A 21,403-nucleotide genomic window follows, 5' to 3' on the forward strand; every position below is an offset into this window, starting at 1 on the left:
CGGCATGGCTCCGATCGAACAACGGCGCCGCCCTCCCGCGCAGCTCCGGCCGTGCGGGACGCGATGCTCCGGCACGAGGGGCGGTGCGTCCTCCCCATCCGACGCGCGCCACGTCGCCATCTCCGAAGCATGCTCTCCCGTTCCAGTGGAACGACTTCGTACGGGGCGCCATCAAACCGGACTTGAGGCAGCTCGCCGCGCCTCCAAAGGGTCCACCCGGTGCGCCGGGTCCCACTCAACAGCCGCCACCACCCCACGGACGGACCCAGGCGCCCAAGGGCCGGCCCTGGCATCCGCCCACTCCCCACAGCCGATCCCCCGTAAAGATCACGGCATCCAGCACGGCTCCAGCGTCGTATTCCGGACGCAATGCAAAGACGCCGACCTCACACGCACTGACCTGCACAGAAATCCCTGACGAAGCGTCAGGTCATCCAGCAGAAATTCAGCGGAACGCAGTGAGACCACCCACGAGCAAACCAGCCCATCGCCCCTGACCTGCGCCTTCTTCGGTTCAAGAGAGGGCCGACCGGCGTTAAACGTTGAAGCGGGACATCAGACACAGGGCTACCACCTGCGAAGATGGACCCCACGAGGACCTCGTCCAGCACAGATCCAGCACGTCGGGCAAGCCATCCAGCGCGTCGGCAAGGCGGTGGAGGAGGAGCCACCGGTCTCGGCTGGATCTCAAGCGCCGCGCCCCCTGCACGTTTTATTCGGAGCGCACGGTGCCCCGTGCCTCGGCGGGCACGAGCAGCGCATAGCCTGGTGGCTCACTCACCAGGGCGAGGTGTGCCTGCACGGTCGACACGCCACCGGACGACAGGTCGCTCTCCCAAATCCCCTCGCACAGGCGCTCAACGCGAGCAGCCGGTCGTCCTCCAGCAACAGCCTATTTCTCTGTCCTTTCCTGTGTTCCCCCGGTCACATTCACGACGACGGGCAACTGAACACGCCGCCGCGGCCGTAACCCACGACTTGCTACTCGCGCAACCAGTCCACAAGCCCTCCGCAAGAACGATCACCGACCGTCGAAAGGCGCTGCGTCTCGCTGATACCGGCGCAGTTATGCCACACGACCGATCGATGAGGGGATCCGCGCATGTCCTCGGGACCACATTCAAATGGCCCCTCAAGCGATGTGAATGGAGACCAACGTGCGGATACGCGGTGGTCGCGTATGGAGCCTGGAGCGGGGGCCGTGCCACCGGCGATGGTGGCGGCCGGTAGGCAAGGGGGTGGACGCAGAAAAATCCCGCGACTGCGCATGCCAATTGCCCTGCGCCCAGTCCATCAAAACCAAGGCATCTGATTCGACGAGGATTCTATGCCCCGCTCCATGCCCCTTGCCGTTCAATCCGCCGCGCTTCCGTCAGGTGCGCCGGCCGCAGCCGCTCCTGTGACAGGGCCTCCGGTGGCCCTGGCCTGTCTCACTGCTGGAAAAACGAAATTGGTTGAACGGGACGAGGAATTAGCCAGTCTTGACCGGCTGCTGGCTGATTCCCTGGCCGGAAGAGGGCGGGTCGCTCTGGTGAGCGGACCGGTCACCAGCGGGAAGACCGAACTCCTGCAGACCTTCATGGAGCGCTCGACCCCGTCAGGTCCGCTGGTTCTCAGCGCTACCTGTGCGCGCGGCGAACACGTATTCCCCCTGGCTGTGTTAAGTCAGCTCGTGCTCAATGGTGCGCTGCCCTCTGACGTCAGAAGGCCGGTCACTCGGCTGCTCGACAAAGCCGCATCGGCGATATCCGCCTCGGGCGCGGAATCCGGGACCGCCCACCTCGCCCTGGCCCAAGCATTGCAAGGACTGTGCCTGGCTTTGCTCGAACTGGCCGAGGATACACCGCTGTTGATGACCGTCGACGACATCCACCTCGCCGATCCCGCCTCTCTGGAAGGCCTGCTGTACCTTGTCCGCCGGCTGCGCTCGGCACGCGTTCTGATGGTGCTGACGGAGAATGCGCACCTACGGCCAGGGAATTCGCCGCTCCGTGTCGAACTGCTCCGCCAACTGCATTGTGAACGGATTACGGTCGGGCCGCTGTCCCGGCGCGGCATTGCCCAGCTGCTCGGCGAACGCCACGGCCACCTGACGGCATGGCGGCTGGCTGCACCGGTCCTCGCGATCAGCGGCGGAAACCCGCTGCTGGTCCGCGCCTTGCTCGAGGGCAGCTCCTGGCGCTCGCACACCGGGGACATCGTGCCGGGCCCTGCGTTCGGCCAGGCTCTGCTGAGCTGTCTGCATCACTGCGAGACGGCGCTGCTGCATCCCGCGCGCGCTCTCGCGGTGCTTGGCTCATGCGCGACGCCTGCTGCCATCGCCCAGTTGATCGGCGCCGACGTGAGCGTGGCGGTCAGGGCGTTAGAGGCCATGAACGCCGCAGGGCTGCTTGACGACGGCCGATTCCGGCATCCCGCTGCCCGGGCCGCCGTGCTCAAGGATCTGTCCCCTGAACACCGCCGCGACCTGCATGTCCGTGCCGCGCCGATGCTGTACGACCAGGGGGCGCCCGGTGAGGTGGTCGCTCGCCACCTGCTGGCCGGATCGCTGCCCGCCCGCGATCAGTGGGCGGTGCCCCTACTCCGGCAGACGGCAAGGCAGGCGATGATGGACAACGATGTCGAGTTAGCCGTCGACTGCCTCAGGCTGGCCCATCGGTCCTGCGCGGACGTGGCCGACCGAGCTGCGATCAGGGCCGGACTCGCACAGGCGGAGTGGCGAACGAGCCCGTCCGCAGCTGCCCGCCACCTTGGCCCGCTCTGCGAGGCGATGCGGGCAGGCCATCTCGGCCACCGCGACATCAGCGCGCTGATCCGGCAGCTGATCTGGCACGGCCACGTCGACGACGCTGTCGCAGCTCTCGACCGGATGCGGACGGCGCCCGCAGGGCAGCATGTGGAAGCCGACGCCGAACTGCACGGCACCGAACTGTGGCTGGTCTGCTCGCACCCGCCTCTGGCCCGCAGACGCCACCAACCGGCCATGGCGGCCATGGCGGCGAAGCAGCAGGACACCTTGGTGACACTCAAGATGGCTCCGTGGACGCAGTCGGCGTCCGCGTTGGCCACCGTGCTCGCCCGTGGTCACGACAGCGAGGCGATCAGCCGTGCCGAGCAGGTTCTGCAGAACGCACGCCTGGACGACGAGCCGCCGTGGGCGCCGGAAGCAGCGCTGCTCGCGCTGATGGTGCTGATCTACACCGACCGGGGGGACACAGCGGGCCCCTGGTGCGACCGGCTGACGGCCGAGGCCAGGACCCACGGCGCTGTGGCCTGGCAGGCCATCTTCACCGGTGCGCGTGCAGAAATCGCACTGCGGCAGGGTGACCTCCCCACCGCGCTGGCCAGGGCCACCTCAGCGCTCGACATGATGTCTCCCAGCTCATGGGGGGTGAACATCGCCCAGCCACTGAGCTGCGCGATCCTGGCAAGCACCCGGATGGGCCGGTACGAGGAGGCCGGGAGCTACCTGGCCCGCCCCGTCCCCGATGCAATGTTCCGGACCCGGTTCGGACTGCACTACCTGCACGCCCGCGGCGAGCATTACCTCGCAGGTGATCGGCACCACGCGGCTCTGGCCGACTTCCTGACCTGTGGCGAGCTGATGCGGACCTGGGGCCTGGACACCCCCGGGCTCGTGCCGTGGCGGACCAGCGCCGCGCAGGCCTGGCTGCGCCTCGGGAATCGCGACCAGGCACGGCAGATGGTCAACGACCAGCTGTCGCGGCTGGGCACGGACCGCTCCCGCGCACGCGGGCTGTCCCTGCGGCTGCTGGCGAACTGCAGCGAGCCGCGCCTGCGGCCGCAAGTGCTCACCGAGGCCATCGACATCCTCGAGGACCGCGCCGACCGGTACGAACTGGCCCACGCGCTCGCCGACCTCGGCGGCGCCTACCGCCTGCTCGGCAAGCACCGGCGCGCGCGGATGATGGTGCGCAGGGCTTGGCATGTGGCCAAGGAGTGCGAGGCCGCACCGCTGTTCCAGGAACTGCTCCCCGACCCGCCGGATGCCCATCGCACAGCCCAGGCAGGCTCGGAGACCTCCCGCCGGATCGCCGCGCTGAGCGATGCCGAACGCCGGGTGGCCGCACTTGCCGTGGCCGGCCATACCAACCGGGAGATCGCCGGGAAGCTGTTCATCACGGCCAGCACCGTGGAGCAGCACCTGACCCGGGTCTACCGCAAGCTCGATGTCAAGCACCGCAAGGACCTTCCGGCCTCGCTGCATCCGGACATGGAGCACACACCCTGACCCGCCTCGTCAACGAGGGAAACCACGAAGGAAGGAAAGAGAACTGCCATGCACATACTGACCTGTCTGTACGGACACCCGACCGACCCCGAGGCGTTCGACGCTCATTTCCAGAACGTGCACGCACCGCTGGCGATGAAGGTGATCGGCCTGGGTCTGCGCAGGGGGACGGCCACCCGCCTGGTGCCGCTGCCCGACGGCACTCCGCCGCCGTACTACGTCAAGGTCGACTTGGTCGCCGACTCGGCCGAGACCCTCGATGCCGTGCTGAACAGCCCGGAAGGCCAGGCGGCTCAGGCCGATATGGCGAACTTCGCCACCGGCGGGGTCACCCTTCTGCGGGGCGATGTGCTCGACGAGGCAGTCCCCTCCTGACGGACGGCTGCCCAGCCGTGAGGGCCCTGCCTGTGCTCAGGCAGGGCCCTCATCGCTCAGTTCAGCCGGATTTGCGGGCGTGGCCGCCGTATCCGCCGGAGGTGTCCGCGCACGCCCTGATCTTCATGTGCCTGCCCATCGCGCCATAGCTGATCTCTCCCCGGACCCGCTGACGCAGCAGTCTGAGGACCTTGAACGGATTGACCTCCGGTCCGAACCCGACGAACTCCACGTTGTCGAGCCCGTGCCTACGCAGCGATTCCGCCAGCTCGGCCGGCTTGATGAACTTGTCCCAGTCGTGCAGGTCACGCGGTGCCCAGCGGAATGCTTCCCACTCCTGGAACAGCTTGATCATGATCAGTTTGGACCGGAGCGTGCGGTTGATCGTGTCGTACAGGTAGTACCCGCCTGGCTTGAGAACCCGAGCCGCCTCGCCGACCGACGCATCGACATCGGACACGTGCTCCAGGACGTCGCAGCAGTAGACGAGGTCGAAAGAGGCATCCGGAAAGGCCAGCTCCTCGGCCGTGCCGTGGCGGTAGTCGATCTTCAGTCCGGAAGGGGCGGCGTGCATCCGCGCCGCTTCGAGGGACTCGGCGGAGGGGTCGACCCCCGTCACCGCTGCGCCCGCCTTGGCGAACTCCTCGGCAAGCAGGCCGCCCCCGCAGCCGACATCCAGCACGCGGGCGCCTGCGAGGTTCACCCCGTGCTTGCCGAGGGCCTCGTGGAAGTAATCGAACCGCGCGACAGTGAGTGCCAGCAGCGTGGCCATGGGCTGGTTGTCGTCCCACCACAGGCCCGGCTCGTTGTAGATCTCGTTGTCGACTGCCATGCGAACCCTCTCCAGGTGTGAAGCCGTATGTGAAGCCAAGATGTGCGAATGCGGTCAGCGAAGGCGGTCCGTCTCGCCGGGGTTGATCAGATCGGGCACAGCCCAGCCGTTGAGGTCGTATTCGGCCATGCACTGCTCGGCGAAGCCCCGCATCGTGCCCGCGGCACCGGACCCCTCGGTGGCGAACAGCAGCTCGGCGCGTACGCCTTCGTGGTTGCCGGAGTAATTGCGCTCGTACAGCTCGTGCCTGCCGCCGAACTCGCTGCCAATGGAGTCCCAGATGAGCTTCATCAGCTTGACTCGCTCCACGGAGTCGTAGCCGCCCGACCCACGGAGATAGCGGTCGAGATAGGGCCGCAGCTCGGGGACGCCGAAGTCCTTGGCGCTGGAGTTCAGATAGATCAGGGCGCTGCCCAGATCCTGCATGATGATCTCCCGGACCCGCGGATAGCCGACGGTCATGAACCAGCGGTAGGTCATCCCGTAGTCCAGGCGCGGCAGCAGGGCGCCGTCCTTCCAGGCGTCGGGCCGGTTCGCCATCGCGTCGGTCAGCGCCCAGAACAGGTTGCGCCAGGCGAGCACCTCGCCCACCCGGGTCTGGATACCGCGGAAGTCCTTGGTTCCTGTGGCCTCCACCCCCTTCATCAGCAGACCGGCGAGAAAGTCGAGTTTGACCGCCAGACGCGTGCAGCCGTGGAAGGTCGTCCGGTTCACCAGCCCAGAGTTCGGGATCAGCGTGTTCACCGCCTCCGGGTCCCCATAGCTGAACACGTGCTCCCACGGGATCTTGACGCGGTCGAGCACGAAGATCGTGTCGTTCTCGTCGAACCTGCTCGACAGCGGGTAGTCGAAGGGGCTGCCCATCACATCGGCGCTCATCGCGTAGGACTGGCGGCAGATGAGCTTCAGGCCCGGCGCGCCCATCGGCACGGCGCAGACGAGCGCGAACTCCTTCTGCCTGACCGGCAGACCGTAGTGCGCGATGAAGTTGAAGTGCGTGATGGCCGAGCCGGTGGCGACCACCTTCGCGCCGCTGACGATCAGGCCGTCGTCCCGCTCCTCTTCGACGTGCACGAAGACGTCCTTGACCTCGTGGGGCTGCAGGTCCCGGTCCACCGGCGGGTTGACGATCGCGTGGTTCCAGTACAGGACCTTCTCCTGCGACTCGGCGTACCAGCGCCGCGCGTTGTCCCCGAAGGGCTCGTATACGTCGGCATTGGCTCCGAGCGTGCCGAAGAAGGCGGCCTTGTAGTCCGGGCTGCGCCCCATCCAGCCGTAGGTCATCCGCGCCCACTCGGCAATGGCGTCCCGGTCGGCTATCAGGTCCTGCGTGCTGCGGGGCGTGCGGAAGAAGGGATGGGTGAAGCCCGCGCTGCCGGTATCCGTCGGCGCGGTCAACACCACCTGCCGGTCGGGATCGTGCAGCGAGTCGTACAGCCGGGCGGCCGTCCGCACCGAGTTGCGGAACGCCGGATGTGTGGTGACGTCGGTGACCTTCTCCCCGTAGATCCAGATCTCGCGGCCGTCGCGGAGGCTCTCGACGTACTCGTCACCGGTGAGCGGCCGCGTCGTCCGCCCCGCGGCCGGCTCCGGTGACGCCTGTTCTTCCTGCATGGTCACGTGGTGCTCCTTGTTGTTGAGTCGGAGAGTTCCGGAAGCCAGCGGAGGTCGGGACAGTCGGCCGAGCCGAGCCACGGCGCCGGTTCCTCCATGGGCCCGAGTTGACGGAAATCTCCTCGGTAGAACAGCAGTGGATCGCCGGGATGGAACGCGTGTTCCTCGACCTGGCCGAGGAAGAGCACGTGGTCTCCGCCGTCGTAGCTGCGCCACGGGCGGCACACGAGGTGCGCGAGCGAGCCGCGCAGCCTCGGCGCCGCTCCGCCGGCCGGCCGTTCCCACTGAACCGGCACTGTCGGCCTGCCGTGGGCGCCCGCGAAGTGCAACGCGAGTTCGTCCTGCGATGCGCGCAGCACATTGACGGCGAACGGTCGCCCGCGCAGGTACCGGCACGCCTTCGCCCTGCGGTCGAGCGACACCAGCACCAGCGCCGGATCGAGCGACACGGCGGTGAAGGAGTTGACGGTCGCCCCGTGGGGTTCGCCGTCCACCTCGCAGGTGACCACGGTGACGCCCGTGGCGAAACGACCGAGGCAGTCGCGGAGCCGCCGGGAATCGTTGCCCATTCCTACTCCCGGGCCGAATCCGGGGCCGGGGCCGGGAAATAGCCGGTCCGGATGAAGAACCGGGCGTAGGCGTCGAGGATTTCCCTGGTGATCGGCGGGCACACGATGCCGGACTCGCCCAGCGCGAGCTCCGTGCCGGTGACGTCGTACGTGAGGTGGCGGACCTCGCCTGCGCGGGTGAGGTCGTTGAAGACGTCGAGGAGGGGAAGGGCCGCGTTGTGCCCGTCGGACTGAACGATCTCGTTCCAGGTTTCCCTCGGCAGGGGGGCGATGCGGTAGCCCAGTGACCGTAGATGCTCCAGCATGTCGCCGAGGCTGACCGGTTCTCGGTTGTACAGGTGGAACGTCGCCCCGAGGGACTCCGCCCGCCGGGACAACGCCACGATGGCCGCGCTGACATAGTCGACCGGCGTCAAGGTGAACAGCGCGGCCGCGTCCTGGGGCACCGCTTCGGCCTGCAGGCAGCCCTTCAGGCTCAACCAGGTGAAGTCGCTGGTCTGGCAGGCACCGGTGACCTGGTCTCCGGACACCACATCGGGGCGATAGATGTGGACCGGCAGGCCGCGCTCCTTGGCCAGCAGCACGACCCGTTCGGCGACCCACTTGCTCTGCTGGTAGCCGGTCGCCAGTGCCGCGGCCGGACCGGTGACGTCATCGGGTTCCAGCGGTGCGCCGTCCGGTGCCGGGTGGGCGAATACGCCCGTGGTCGACACGTGGTGCACCGGCACGGTGCGATGCAGCGCCGCCAGCCGCAGCACCTCCTGGGTTCCGGCCACATTGGTCTGTTTCAGCTGCGCGTAGGGCAGCAGCCAGTTGACCGCCGATCCCGCGTGGTAGACGACATCGACCCTGCGAGCCAGCGCGTCGAACTCCACGGCGGACAGGCCGAGCTGCGGCAGGGCGAGGTCGCCGAGGACGATCGAGAGCCGTCCGCTGTCCACGGATTCCCAGAGCCCGTACCACTCCAGGTTGGCACGCAGCCGGTCCAGGGCGGCGGCTTCCGTGTCGGCGCGCACCAGGCAGTGCACCGTCGCGGTGGTTGCCCGCAGCAAATCGCGCAGCAGAAACGCCCCGAGGAAACCCGTTGCGCCGGTCAGGAAGACGTGCCGAGGGTCGCTCACGAACGGCACGACTTCCGCGGCCGGACGCACGTCGTCGGCCAACGTCACCTCGGCGTCGAAGCCGGCAGGGGGCGTCGGTGGCTGCGCGGATTCCGGAGTCGCGCCGAGTAGCTCCGTACGCAGATATTCGGCGAGTGCGGCCGGTGTGACATGGGTGAACACCGCAGTGGCGGGCAGCCGCAGAGCGGTCGCAGCCGACAGGCGGTTGCGGAGCTCGACCGACATCAGCGAGTCGAGGCCCAGATCCGTGAAGGAGTGGGCTGCTTCGACCGTGGATCCTGCGTGTCCGAGCACTTTCGCCGCGTTCTCGGACACGAGTTCCACGAGCAGCCGCTGCTGGTCCTTGACGGTCAGGCAGCGCAACCGTTCCGCGAGCGAATCCGCGGCTCCGCCCGACTGTGCGGCGCGCCGTTGTGGAGTGCACGTGCGTCGGGGCGGCGCTGCGTCCTGGCTCGGCGGCGTGACCTCGAGAGGGCGCAGGAGCACGGACTCCACGGAGGCCACCGGCAGGCCGATCCCATCCGCCACGAACAGTGATACGGCGTCGGTCCCCGCCGGTAGCGAACGTACCCGCAGCACCGAAGCACCCGTCGCGGCCAGCGAGAAACCCTGCCAGGAAGAGGAGAACCCGTCGCCCGCGACGGCGCGCAGTGCCGCGTCCAACAGGGCCGGATGCAGACCGAACCGCCCGGCCTCGTCCTCGGCTTCGGGTGAGAGCCGGACCTCGGCGAAGGTTTCCTCACCCCTCCTCCACACGCCCGGCTCCCCGTCCGGGGCCGCGTCCGACGGCGGCCACTGGGTGAGGTCGAAGGGGGCGGTCGGCGCCGAAGCGGCCAGCATGCCCCTGGCGTGAACGGTCCACTGGGTATCGGTGTCCGCACGGCGCGCGTACATGGTGACCGGCCGTCGCCCCGAGTCGTCCACGCCGTCCACGACGACCTGCACCTGCACGGCACCACGCTCGGGCAGCACCAGCGGGGCCTCGACCGTGAGCTCCTCGACGATGCTGCAGCCCACCTCATCGCCGGCGCGCACCGCGAGCTCGACGAATGCCGTGCCCGGCAGCACGCCGTCGTCGGCCCTCCAGGGCGGAGTCCGCGCCGAAAGCCGGCTGCAGAACAGGACTTGGTCCCCGCCGGCGAGGCCGATCGGCGCACCCAGCAGCGGGTGGTCCGCCGCATCTCCTCCTGTCGGAGCCGCGGCCTCAAGCCAGTACCGGCTGCGCTGGAAGGCATACGTCGGCAGCCCTACGTGACGCGCACCGGTTCCGGCGAAGAATGCGCCCCAGTCGACGGGCACGCCACGGACGTGCAGGTCGGCCAGCGAGGTGAGGAACCGTGCCGGTCCGCCTTCCCCTCGGCGCAGCGTCCCCGCCACCACGGCGGCCGGGGCCGCGTCCTCCGGGTCCTCCAGTGTCTCCAGCAGGCCGGTGGTCAGTACGGGGTGAGGGCTGACTTCGACGAACGCGCCGTGCCCCTGCTCGGCCAGCACCCGGATGGCCGGCTCGAACAGCACCGTCTGGCGCAGATTGCGATACCAGTACTCGGCATCGAGGACGCTGGTGTCCATCCACTTCCCGTCCACGGTCGAGAAGAACGGCAGCTCTGCCGGGCCTGGGCTGATCCCGTGCAGGACGTCCAGCAGCTCGGTGCGGATCTGCTCGACCTGCGGTGAATGCGAGGCATAGTCCACCGGGATCCTGCGTGCATTGATCTCCCCAGCACGGCAATGAGCGACCAACTCGTCCAGCGCGTCCGGCTCACCGGCCACCACGGTCGCCGAGGGACCGTTGACCGCGGCGATGTGGGCTCGGCCTGGCCATCTGGCGACGAGGGCCCGAACCCGCGCGACCGGCTCCTGAACGGACGCCATGCCGCCAGAGCCCGCCAGCCGTACGATCGCCCGGCTCCGCAGCGCCACCACCCGCGCCGCATCCTCCAACGACAGGCCCCCCGCGACACAGGCAGCCGCGATCTCCCCCTGCGAATGCCCCACCACCGCCGACGGCACGACCCCGTGAGAACGCCACAACGCCGCCAAAGACACCATCACGGCCCACAACGCCGGCTGGACCACATCCACCCGCTCCAAGGCCGCCGCATCCCCCAGCACCTCGAACAGATCCCAGTCCACGAAAGGCGCCAACGCCGCCGCGCACTCCCGCATCCGCTCCGCGAACACCGGCGAGGACTCCACCAACTCCAGCGCCATCCCCACCCACTGCGACCCCTGCCCCGGAAAGATGAAGACGGTCTTTCCCTCGACGTCGGCGACGCCGGTGGTCACGTTGTCCGCGGGCACACCGTCGGCCAGGGCGGTCAGGCCTGCCAGCAAGCCGTCCCGGTCGGTCCCGACGACCACCGTCCGGTCCTCGAGTGCGGACCTCGTGGCGACCAAGGAAAAGCCGATGTCCACCGGGCGCGCTTCGGGATGAGCTTCCACGTGGGCCAGCAGATTCACCGCTTGGGCGCGTAGCGCCTGACCGCCGCGGGCGGACAGCAGCCAAGGCACGGCGGAGACCGGGGGCTCGGCGCTCGGTTCGGGCTCGTCCTCCGCTTGTCCCTGCTCGATGATGACGTGCGCGTTGGTCCCACTGACACCGAAGGAGGACACCGCCGCCCTGCGGGGCCTCCCGGTCTCCGGCCACGGCCGGGCCTCGGCCAGCAACTCCACCGCACCCGACGACCAATCGACGTGCGGCGACGGCTCATCCACGTGCAGCGTCTTCGGCAACACCCCGTGCCGGCACGCCATCACCATCTTGATCACACCGCCCACACCGGCAGCAGCCTGCGCATGGCCGATGTTCGACTTCAGCGATCCCAGCCACAGTGGAATCGGGGCGCCGTCCCCACCCACCGGCCGGTCCCGCCCGTACGTCGCCAGCAGGGCCTGCGCCTCGATCGGATCGCCGAGCGAAGTCCCGGTGCCGTGTGCGTCCACCACATCGACATCCGAAGCGGACAGGCCGCCACTGGCCAGCGCCTGCCGGATCACCCGCTGCTGGGACGGGCCGTTCGGCGCCGTCAGCCCATTGGACGCACCATCCTGATTCACCGCCGAACCACGGATCACCGCCAGCACCGGATGCCCGTTGCGGCGGGCATCCGACAGCCGCTCCAACAGCAGCATTCCGACGCCCTCGGACCACCCCGTGCCATCCGCCGCCGCGGCGAAAGCCTTGCACCGGCCATCGGCCGCCAACGCCCGCTGACGGCTGAACTCCACGAACACCGCCGGGGTGGACATCACGGTCACACCACCGGCCAGCGCGAGTGAGCACTCCCCCTGCCGCAGTGACTGCGCCGCCAGATGCAGCGCCACCAGCGACGACGAACAGGCTGTGTCCACGGAGACCGCCGGGCCTTCCAGCCCTAACGTGTACGCGATCCGGCCGGAGGCGACACTGGCGGCGCTGCCGGTGCCGAGGTATCCCTCCACCTCCTCCGGTATCCGGTGGAACAGACGTGAGGCGTAGTCGTCGTACATGACCCCGGTGAAGACACCGGTGCTGCTGCCCCGCAGCGACAACGCGTCTATCCCGGCCCGCTCCAGGGATTCCCACGAGGTCTCCAGCAACAGCCGTTGCTGCGGGTCCACCGCAAGCGCCTCACGCGGGGAGATCCCGAAGAACGAGGGGTCGAACTCGGCCGCGTCGTAAAGGAAACCGCCCTCGCGGGCGTAGGACGTACCCGGGTGTTCCGGGTCCGGGTCATAGAGCTGCTCGACGTCCCAGTCCCGGTTGGTGGGAAATTCCTCGATCGCGTCCGCGCCCGTCGACACCAACTGCCACAGATCCTCAGGCGACCGCACTCCACCCGGATACCGGCAACTCATCCCGATGATCGCGATCGGCTCGGTCGATCGCGCGGTCAACTCGCCGTTCAGCCGCCGCAGCCGCTCGTTCTCCTCGACCGACTTTCTCAGGGCTTTGACAAGTTGATCGTTGGACGTAGCCATGTGTCCTCCTCCAAGTCCGACGGGGTGTATCAGGACGCGCTGCTGCCCAGCACGTGGCGCACCAGGTCCTCGGAATCCATCTCGGCGATCGCTGCCCGCTCATCGACTGCCGCGTCCTCGGCCGTGGTGTCCCCGCTCGAACGCGCGAGACGCAACAGCACGTCCAGCACGCCGGCTTCCCGGAAGCGCTGCAGTGGCACAGAACCCAGCAGCCTGCGCAACTCGTCCTCGTCGGGCTCTCGGTTGTCGACGGCCGCGGCCTCCGGGAGGAGCTCGGGAAGGAGGTAATCGGCGAGCGCGGCCGGGCTGGGATGGTCGAAGACCAGAGTCGGCGGCAGGCGCAGCCCGGTGACCGTCGACAGCCGGTTGCGCAGCTCGACCGCAGTCAGGGAGTCGAAGCCGGTCTCCTTGAACGTCTGCCCGGCCCGCACCAGCGCGGGGTTGGTGTGTCCCAGCACTCCCGCGACCTCCGCTCGGACCGCGTCCAGCAGGACCCGCTGCCGGTCGGCCACCTGTACGCCACGCAGGCGTTGGGCCAGCGACTCACCCGTGACGCTCGCCGGACGCGTGCCGCGGCTCACCGGAACGCGGACCAGTCCACGCAGCAAGGGATGGATCGTGCCGACCGTCGCCTGGGCACGCAGGCTCGCGGTGTCCAGGGGCATCGGAACCACCACGGGGTCGTCCACCCCGAGAGCCGTGTCCAGCAGCGCCATGCCCTCCGCCGAGGTCAACGGCCGTACGCCGCTGCGGGCCATCCGGCTGTGATCGATCTCGCTGAGGTGCCCCGTCATGCCGCTGTCCTGCGCCCACAGCCCCCAGGCCAGGGACACCGCGGGCAGACCGTCGGCTCGCCGTCGCTGGGCGAGGCCGTCGAGGAAGGCGTTGGCCGCTGCGTAGTTCGCCTGGCCGGGACCGCCGAACGTGCCTGCCGCCGAGGAGAACAGCACGAACGCGGAGAGGTCGAGATCCTTGGTCAGCTCGTGCAGATTCATCGCGGCGTCGGCCTTGGGGCGCAACGCCGCATCGATCCGCTCACGGGTGAGTGCGGAGATCACGCCGTCGTCGAGCGTCCCGGCCAGGTGCAGCACGGCGGTCAGCGGATGTTTGCTCAGCTGCTGTGCCAGCAGTTCGGCAAGCGCCTCCCGGTCGGAGGCATCACAGGCGGCGATCGTCACGCTCGCGCCCAGTGCCGTCAGCTCCGCGGTGAGCTCGGGAGCACCCTCGGCAGCCGGCCCCCGTCGGCTGGTCAGCAGCAGCCGCCGCACCCCGCGTTCGGCGACGAGGTGCCGGGCGAGTACACCACCGAGGGTTCCGGTGCCACCGGTGATCAGCACCGTGCCTTCGGGATCCCAGGGCGGGGGTTGCTCGTCCGGCGCCACCGCGAGCCGCGACAGCCGGGGCACCAGGACCGTGCCGCCCCGCACCGCCAACTGCGGCTCGCCGGACGCCACCGCCGCGGAGAGCAGTTCGTGCCCACTCTGCGGGTCGTCGATGTCGACGAGGACGAACCTGCCGGGGTTCTCCGACTGCGCCGACCGCACCAGGCCCCAGACCGCGGCGGCCGCCGGGTCCGGCCCGCCCGCATCGGATTCCGTGGCCACCGCGCCCCTGGTCACCACGGCCAGGCGGGATGACGCGAAGCGCTCGTCGGCGAGCCAGGCCTGGGTCAGCGCCAATACCCGGTGGGTTGCCGTGTGAACCCGCGCCATGAGGTCCTGGTCATGGTCCTGGTCCGTCCCGGCGAGCACCGCGACGGTGTCCGGCACGTCCTCGCTCAGCGACGACAGATCCGGGTGCACCGTCAGGGGTTCGCCGTCCGCCACCGGTGAGACCGCCGTTTCCGTCCAGTCCACCCGGAACAGGGCCGCGCCTGCCGCACCCGTCGCAGCACTCAGCTGTTCGGACGAGACCGGCCGGACCACGAGGGAGTCCACCGCGCCAACCGGTCGACCGGTCTCGTCCGCCATCACCAGCGAGACCACATCGTTCCCGGCCGTCACAAGCCGGACGCGCAGCACCGAAGCCCCCGCAGCGGCCAGGGACACTCCATTCCACGAGAACGGCAGCCGTCCCGCGTTGTCCTCGCCGCCGAAGCCCGCGAGAACGATCGTATGCAGCGCGGCATCCAGCAGCGCGGGGTGCAGGCCGAACTCGGCAGCCTCGCCTTGGATCTCCTCCGGCAAGCGGACCTCTGCGAAGACCTCCTCGTCCCGGCGCCAGACCGCGCTCAGCCCCTGGAACATCGGACCATATGTGAACCCGATCCGGGCGAGGCGCTCGTACAGGTCACCGACCGGAACTTCTTCGGCGCCGGCGGGGGGCCACACGTCGAGCGCCTGCGCCGCCGGGCGTTTGTCGCGTGCCAGCACACCGCCGGCGTGGCAGGTCCACTCCTCGTCCGCCGAGTCCCGTTCCGGCCGGGCGTGCACGGTCACCGGCCGCCTGCCCGTCTCGTCCGGGCCTCCCACAACGACCTGCAGTTGCACCGCGCCGTCGTCGGGCAGCACCAGCGGCGCCTTGATGGTCAGCTCCTCGACCAGGTCGCAGTCGACCTCCTCGCCCGCCCGCAGTGCCAGCTCGAGGAAAGCCGTGCCCGGCAACAGCACCGAGTCCCAGACGCTGTGATCCGCCAGCCAGGGATGTGTCGCCACGGACAGCCTGCTGGTGAACAGGTGGGCGTCCCCGTCGGCCAGGCTGGTCGCCGCACCCAGCAGCGGGTGATCCGCGGGGGCCAGCCCTGCCGCCGCCACGTTCCCGATCGCCTGCGGCGCATCGAGCCAGTAGCGCCGACGCTGGAAGGGGTACGTGGGCAGGTCCACCCGGCAGGCACCGGTCCCGTCGAAGGCCGCCCTCCAGTCGACGGACACGCCGTGGACGTGGGCGTGGGCCAGCGAGGTGAGGAACCGGTTCCATCCACCCTCGTCCCTGCGCAGCGAGCCGACGGCGCTGCCGCTCGCGCCCGTGTCGTCGAGGATGTCCTGAAGGCCGATGGTGAGCACGGGATGCGCGCTGGCCTCGATGAACAGGCCGTAGCCGTCCTCGATCAGCTGCCGGGTGGCCTGCTCGAACCGGACCGTGTCGCGAAGGTTGTCGTACCAGTACTCCACGCCCAAGCCCGCGGTGTCGAACCGGCCTCCGGTCAGGGTCGAGTAGAAGGTGATCTCCGAGGTCCGCGGGGCGATGCAGGAGAGCGTCTCCAGCAGTTCCTCGCGGATGGCCTCGACATGCGACGTGTGCGACGCATAGTCCACGGGAATGCGCCGCGCTTGAACGCCGTCGGCTTCACATGCCGCCACCAGTTCGTCCAACGCGTCCGGCTCACCGGCCACCACCGTTGCGGCAGGGCCGTTCACCGCCGCCACCTGAATCCGTCCGTTCCACCGGTCAGCCAGGTCGGCGGCATTCTCGGCCGACTGTCCCACGGACACCATGCCCCCAGAGCCCGCCAGCCGTACGATCGCCCGGCTCCGCAGCGCCACCACCCGCGCCGCATCCTCCAACGACAGGCCCCCCGCGACACAGGCAGCCGCGATCTCCCCCTGCGAATGCCCCACCACCGCCGACGGCACGACCCCGTGAGAACGCCACAACGCCGCCAAAGACACCATCACGGCCCACAACGCCGGCTGGACCACATCCACCCGCTCCAAGGCCGCCGCATCCCCCAGCACCTCGAACAGATCCCAGTCCACGAAAGGCGCCAACGCCGCCGCGCACTCCCGCATCCGCTCCGCGAACACCGGCGAGGACTCCACCAACTCCAGCGCCATCCCCACCCACTGCGACCCCTGCCCCGGAAAGACGAAAACCGTCCTGGGCTCGCTGCCCGCTGTGCCCCGTACGAGGTTGGGTGCAGGCTCACCGCCGGCCAGGGCTGTCAGTGCCTGCAGCAGGTCGCCCCGGTCGCCTGCGACGATCACTGCCCGGTCTTCGAATGTCGAACGGGTGGCGACCGACGAGAAGGCCACGTCAAGGACGCGCGTGTCCTCATCCAGGTGGGACAAAAGGAGATCCGCCTGCGCACGCAACGCGGTCTCTCCGCGAGCAGTCAGCACGACGGGCACCGGCCGTTGCCGGCTCCGCTCGGTCTCGTCCGTCCGGTCGGCCGGGCCGGATGTGTCGGCCGGGCCGAGGGTGTCGTTCGGCTCGACCTGGTCGGCTGGTTGCGTCTGCTCGATGATGACGTGCGCGTTGGTGCCGCTCATGCCGAAGGCCGACACCGCAGCCCTGCGGGGCCTGCCGGTCTCCGGCCACGGCCGGGCCTCGGCCAGCAACTCCACCCCGCCCGATGACCAGTCCACATGCGGCGACGGCTCATCCACGTGCAGCGTCTTCGGCAACACCCCGTGCCGCGCCGCCATGACCATCTTGATCACACCACCGACACCGGCAGCAGCCTGGGTATGACCGATGTTCGACTTCAGCGAACCCAGCCACAACGGACTGCCGGTGCCGTCCTCACCGGCCGGACGTCCCTGCCCGTAGGTGGCCAGCAGCGCCTGCGCCTCGATCGGATCGCCCAACGAGGTCCCGGTGCCGTGCGCTTCCACGACATCCACGTCACCCGGTTCCAGCCGAGCATCGGCCAGCGCCTGGCGGATCACCCGCTGCTGGGACGGGCCGTTCGGCGCCGTCAGCCCATTGGACGCACCATCCTGATTCACCGCCGAACCACGGATCACCGCCAGCACCGGATGCCCGTTGCGGCGGGCATCCGACAACCGCTCCAGCAGGAGCACTCCGACGCCCTCGCCCCAACCGGTGCCATCCGCCGCCGCGGCAAACGCCTTGCACCGGCCGTCAGCCGCCAACGCCCGCTGACGGCTGAACTCCACGAAGGAGAACGGCGTGGACATCACCGTCACGCCACCGGCCAGCGCCAGCGAACACTCCCCCTGCCGCACCGACTGCACCGCCAGATGCAACGCCACCAACGACGACGAACACGCCGTATCGACCGTCACCGCCGGGCCTTCGAAACCGAAGCTGTAAGAGACCCTGCCGGAGGCGACACTCGCGGCGCTGCCGGTGCCGAGGTATCCCTCCACCTCCTCGGGCACCCGGCTGTACAGCCGGGCGGCATAGTCGTGATAGGCAACTCCGGTGAATACGCCGGTCCGGCTTTCCCGCAGGGTGGCCGGGTCGATGCCCGCCCGCTCGAACACCTCCCAGGAGGTTTCCAGCAGTAACCGCTGCTGCGGATCCATGGCGAGGGCCTCCCGCGGCGAAATCCCGAAGAATGAGGCGTCGAACTCGCCGGCGTCGTGGAGGAATCCGCCGTGCCGGGCATAGGTCGTACCCGGGTGTTCCGGGTCCGGGTCATAGAGCCTCTCGACGTCCCAGCCCCGGTCCCCGGGGAGCTCGGAGATCGCCTCGGCACCTTCGGATACCAGCCGCCACAGATCCTCCGGCGACCCCACCCCACCCGGATACCGGCAACTCATCCCTACGATCGCAATGGGCTCGTCCGACACCCGGGCGACGGCGGTGGTGGCCGGTCCCGCGGTACTGCGCTCACCGAGCAGTTCGGTGAGCAGGTGCTCGGCCATCGCCAGCGGGGTCGGATGGTCGAAGAGAAGGGTCGCGGGGAGCGCCAGACCCGTGGCCTTGACCAGCCGGTTGCGCAACTGGAGCGCGGTCAGCGAGTCGAAGCCGATCTCGTGGAAGGCCCGTCCGGGCTCGACTCCGTCCAGTCCGTCGTGTCCAAGGACGAGCGCCGCGTTGGTACGAACGAGCTCCAGCAGGAACGTGATCCGTTCTGTCTCGGGCAATTCGGTAAGCCGCCGCACCGGCGATCCGGCCGCGGCCACGTCTTCGGGCAGCGGAGGTTCCACCCCTTGCCGGCCGGCCAAGGTCTTCGGCGCCGAGCTTTCCAGCCAGTACCGCTTGCGCTGGAAGGCGTACGTCGGGAGCTCCACGCGACGCGCGTCCGTACCGTCGAACAACCGGGCCCAGTCCACCGGCACACCGCGGACGTGCAATTCAGCCAGTGCCGACAGCAGCGTCGCGGTCTCCCGGCGATCTCGCTGCAGTACCGACGTCACCACGCACAGGTCCATATCGGACTGGTCGCGGAGCGACTCCTGCGCGGCGGCGGCGAGCACCCCGTCCGGCCCCAGCTCGAGGAACGCCGTCACCCCGGTGTCGAGCAGAGCACGGATGCCATCGCTGAACCGCACCGCTTGCCGGACATGCCGGACCCAGTACTCCGGCGAGGACATGTGATCGCCCTCGACGATGGCGCCGGTCACATTCGACACCAACGGGATCGCCGGTGACCCGTAGGACAACCCTTCGGCGACACGGCGGAATTCGGCCAGCATCGGCTCCATCCGGGGCGAGTGGAAGGCGTGGCTCACCCGCAGTCGCTTCGTCTTGCGCCCCCGCCCCACGAACTCCTCGGCGATGGCTGTCACCGCATCCTCGTCGCCGGAGATCACCACCGAATCAGGCCCGTTGATCGAGGCTATGCCGACCTCGTGCTCCTTGCCGGCCAGCAACGGCACGACCTCGTCCTGGTTCGCCTGGACCGCGACCATCGCCCCGCCTGCGGGCAGTGCCTGCATCAACCGGCCGCGGGCCGCCACCAGGGAAACGGCGTCCTCAAGCGACAGCACGCCCGCCAGGTGCGCCGCCGTGAGCTCGCCGATCGAGTGACCGATCAGATAGTCCGGACGCACCCCCAGATGCTCGACCAACCGGAACAGCGCGACCTCCACCGCGAACAGGGCGGCCTGCGTGAACACGGTCCGGTGCAGCGACTCCGACTCCGCCGTACCTGCTTCGGCGAACACCGCCTCACGGACACCGAGTTCCAGCCTGCTGTCCAGCAGCGCGCAGACATCGTCGAACGCCTCGGCGAACGCCGGGTACGTCTCATACAGCTCACGGCCCATGCCGGGGCGCTGGCTGCCCTGGCCGGTGAACAGGAATGCCCGCTTGGGCACGCTGCCGGCGATGCCTTCGATGAGGTTGGTGGCCGGTGTGCCCGTGCTGAGGGCCTGGAGGCCGGAGAGGAACCTGTCTCGTTCGTCGGCCAGGACGACTGCTCGGTGTTCCAGTGACGTTCTGGTGGTGGCCAGTGAGTAGGCCACATCGATGACATGGGTGTTGTCCGGTGTTGTGGAGGACAGCAGCCGGTCTGCTTGGGCGCGCAGCGCGGCCGCCGTCTTCGCCGATACCAGCCAGGGGACCGTACGCGACGGGCCCTGCTCGGCCTCTCCTGCCCGCTCAGCCTCTCCCGGGCTGTCGGCAGGCTCGATCTCCCCGGCCGGCTGCGCCTGCTCGATGATGACGTGCGCGTTGGTGCCGCTCACGCCGAAAGAAGACACCGCAGCCCTCCGGGGCCTGCCGGTCTCCGGCCAAGGCCGGGCCGCGGCCAGCAACTCCACCCCGCCCGATGACCAGTCCACATGCGGCGACGGCTCATCCACGTGCAGCGTCTTCGGCAACACCCCGTGCCGCGCCGCCATGACCATCTTGATCACACCGCCCACACCCGCAGCAGCCTGGGTATGACCGATGTTCGACTTCAGCGAACCCAGCCACAACGGACTGCCGGTGCCGTTCCCACCGGCCGGACGTCCCTGCCCGTAGGTGGCCAGCAGCGCCTGCGCCTCGATCGGGTCCCCCAGCGAAGTCCCGGTGCCATGCGCCTCTACGGCGTCCACATCGCCAGTCTCCAGCCGGGCGTTCGCCAGCGCCTGGCGGATCACCCGCTGCTGGGACGGGCCGTTCGGCGCCGTCAGCCCATTGGACGCACCATCCTGATTCACCGCCGAACCACGAACCACCGCCAGCACCGGATGCCCGTTGCGGCGGGCATCCGACAACCGCTCCAGGAGCAGCATTCCCACGCCCTCGCCCCAACCGGTGCCATCCGCCGCCGCGGCAAACGCCTTGCACCGGCCATCCGGGGACAAGCCCCGCTGGCGGCTGAACTCCACGAACACCGCCGGAGTGGACATCACCGTCACGCCACCGGCCAGCGCCAGCGAACACTCCCCCTGCCGCACCGACTGCACCGCCAGATGCAACGCCACCAACGACGACGAACACGCCGTATCGACCGTCACCGCCGGCCCCTCCAGGCCCAGCGTGTAAGCGATCCGGCCGGATGCCACACTGCCCGCCGTACCCAGCCCCAGATACGCCTCAAGGTCCTCGGGAACCTGGTCCAGACGGGACGCATAGTCGTGGTGCATCACCCCGGTGAACACACCCGTCCGGCTCTCCCGCACAGCCACCGGATCGATGCCCGCCCGCTCGAACACCTCCCACGAGGTCTCCAGCAGCAGCCGCTGCTGCGGATCCATGGCGAGGGCCTCCCGCGGCGAAATCCCGAAGAATGAGGCATCGAACTCACCCGCGTCGTCAAGGAAACCGCCCTCGCGGGCGTAGAACGTGCCCGGGTGCTCCGGATCCGGGTCATACAAACGCTCGATGTCCCAGCCCCGATCCCCCGGCAGCCCCGAGATGGCATCGACACCCTCGGACACCAGCCGCCACAAATCCTCCGGCGACCGCACCCCACCCGGATACCGGCAACTCATCCCCACAATCGCCACCGGCTCACGGGCCTTGTTCTCGGCATCGTTCAGGCGCTGCCGGTACTCGTGCAGGTCGGCGGTCGCTTTCCTGAGGTATTCACGGAGCTTGTCCTCGTTGACCATGGCCA

General features: G+C 69.1%; 7 protein-coding genes. 2 read left to right on the forward strand and 5 right to left on the reverse strand.

Translation table 11 applies throughout. The features are described 5' to 3' along the window. The first annotated feature begins 1,339 nt into the window (after window positions 1-1,339). Together ACTWQC_RS11360 and ACTWQC_RS11365 are read left to right on the forward strand one after the other, a co-directional pair. The gene (locus ACTWQC_RS11360; protein WP_443315489.1) at window positions 1,340-4,252 is read left to right on the forward strand and encodes an AAA family ATPase; all 2,913 of its coding nucleotides are present in this window, start codon (window positions 1,340-1,342) and stop codon (window positions 4,250-4,252) included. Window positions 4,253-4,300: 48 nt separating this feature from the next. Beyond that, window positions 4,301-4,627 (forward strand): EthD family reductase, encoded by a 327-nt coding sequence (locus ACTWQC_RS11365; RefSeq protein ID WP_443315490.1) that lies wholly within the window; start codon window positions 4,301-4,303, stop codon window positions 4,625-4,627. Between the two features lie 61 nt (window positions 4,628-4,688). Here ACTWQC_RS11365 and ubiG read toward each other — a convergent pair whose 3' ends face one another. Genes ubiG through ACTWQC_RS11390 form a run of 5 tightly spaced genes read right to left on the reverse strand, consistent with a single transcriptional unit; the run spans window position 4,689 to window position 21,398 of the window. Beyond that, on the reverse strand, window positions 4,689-5,459 hold the full coding sequence (gene ubiG / locus ACTWQC_RS11370; protein WP_443315491.1) for a bifunctional 2-polyprenyl-6-hydroxyphenol methylase/3-demethylubiquinol 3-O-methyltransferase UbiG: 771 nt from the start codon (window positions 5,457-5,459) through the stop codon (window positions 4,689-4,691). Window positions 5,460-5,513: 54 nt separating this feature from the next. Then, window positions 5,514-7,073 (reverse strand): 4-hydroxyphenylacetate 3-hydroxylase family protein, encoded by a 1,560-nt coding sequence (locus tag ACTWQC_RS11375; protein ID WP_443315598.1) that lies wholly within the window; start codon window positions 7,071-7,073, stop codon window positions 5,514-5,516. 2 nt (window positions 7,074-7,075) lie between these two features. Further along, window positions 7,076-7,642, reverse strand: coding sequence for a flavin reductase family protein (locus ACTWQC_RS11380; protein WP_443315492.1), 567 nt, complete (start codon window positions 7,640-7,642; stop codon window positions 7,076-7,078). Window positions 7,643-7,644: 2 nt separating this feature from the next. Further along, the gene (locus tag ACTWQC_RS11385) at window positions 7,645-12,723 is read right to left on the reverse strand and encodes a thioester reductase domain-containing protein (protein ID WP_443315493.1); all 5,079 of its coding nucleotides are present in this window, start codon (window positions 12,721-12,723) and stop codon (window positions 7,645-7,647) included. A 29-nt stretch (window positions 12,724-12,752) separates the two neighbouring features. Further along, a complete protein-coding gene (locus tag ACTWQC_RS11390; protein WP_443315599.1) occupies window positions 12,753-21,398 on the reverse strand; it encodes an SDR family NAD(P)-dependent oxidoreductase in 8,646 nt (2,881 codons plus the stop codon). Window positions 21,399-21,403 lie beyond the last annotated feature (5 nt).

The organism is Streptomyces sp. 8N616 (genome assembly GCF_052246385.1).
Lineage (GTDB): Bacteria > Actinomycetota > Actinomycetes > Streptomycetales > Streptomycetaceae > Streptomyces.

Excerpts from the sequence above, each read along its gene's own strand:
- ACTWQC_RS11360 (WP_443315489.1), top strand. The coding sequence starts at position 1,340 with ATGCCCCTTGCCGTTCAATCCGCCGCGCTTCCGTCAGGTGCGCCGGCC.
- ACTWQC_RS11365 (WP_443315490.1), top strand. The coding sequence starts at position 4,301 with ATGCACATACTGACCTGTCTGTACGGACACCCGACCGACCCCGAGGCG.
- ubiG (WP_443315491.1), bottom strand. The coding sequence starts at position 5,459 with ATGGCAGTCGACAACGAGATCTACAACGAGCCGGGCCTGTGGTGGGAC.
- ACTWQC_RS11375 (WP_443315598.1), bottom strand. The coding sequence starts at position 7,073 with ATGCAGGAAGAACAGGCGTCACCGGAGCCGGCCGCGGGGCGGACGACG.
- ACTWQC_RS11380 (WP_443315492.1), bottom strand. The coding sequence starts at position 7,642 with ATGGGCAACGATTCCCGGCGGCTCCGCGACTGCCTCGGTCGTTTCGCC.
- ACTWQC_RS11385 (WP_443315493.1), bottom strand. The coding sequence starts at position 12,723 with ATGGCTACGTCCAACGATCAACTTGTCAAAGCCCTGAGAAAGTCGGTC.
- ACTWQC_RS11390 (WP_443315599.1), bottom strand. The coding sequence starts at position 21,398 with ATGGTCAACGAGGACAAGCTCCGTGAATACCTCAGGAAAGCGACCGCC.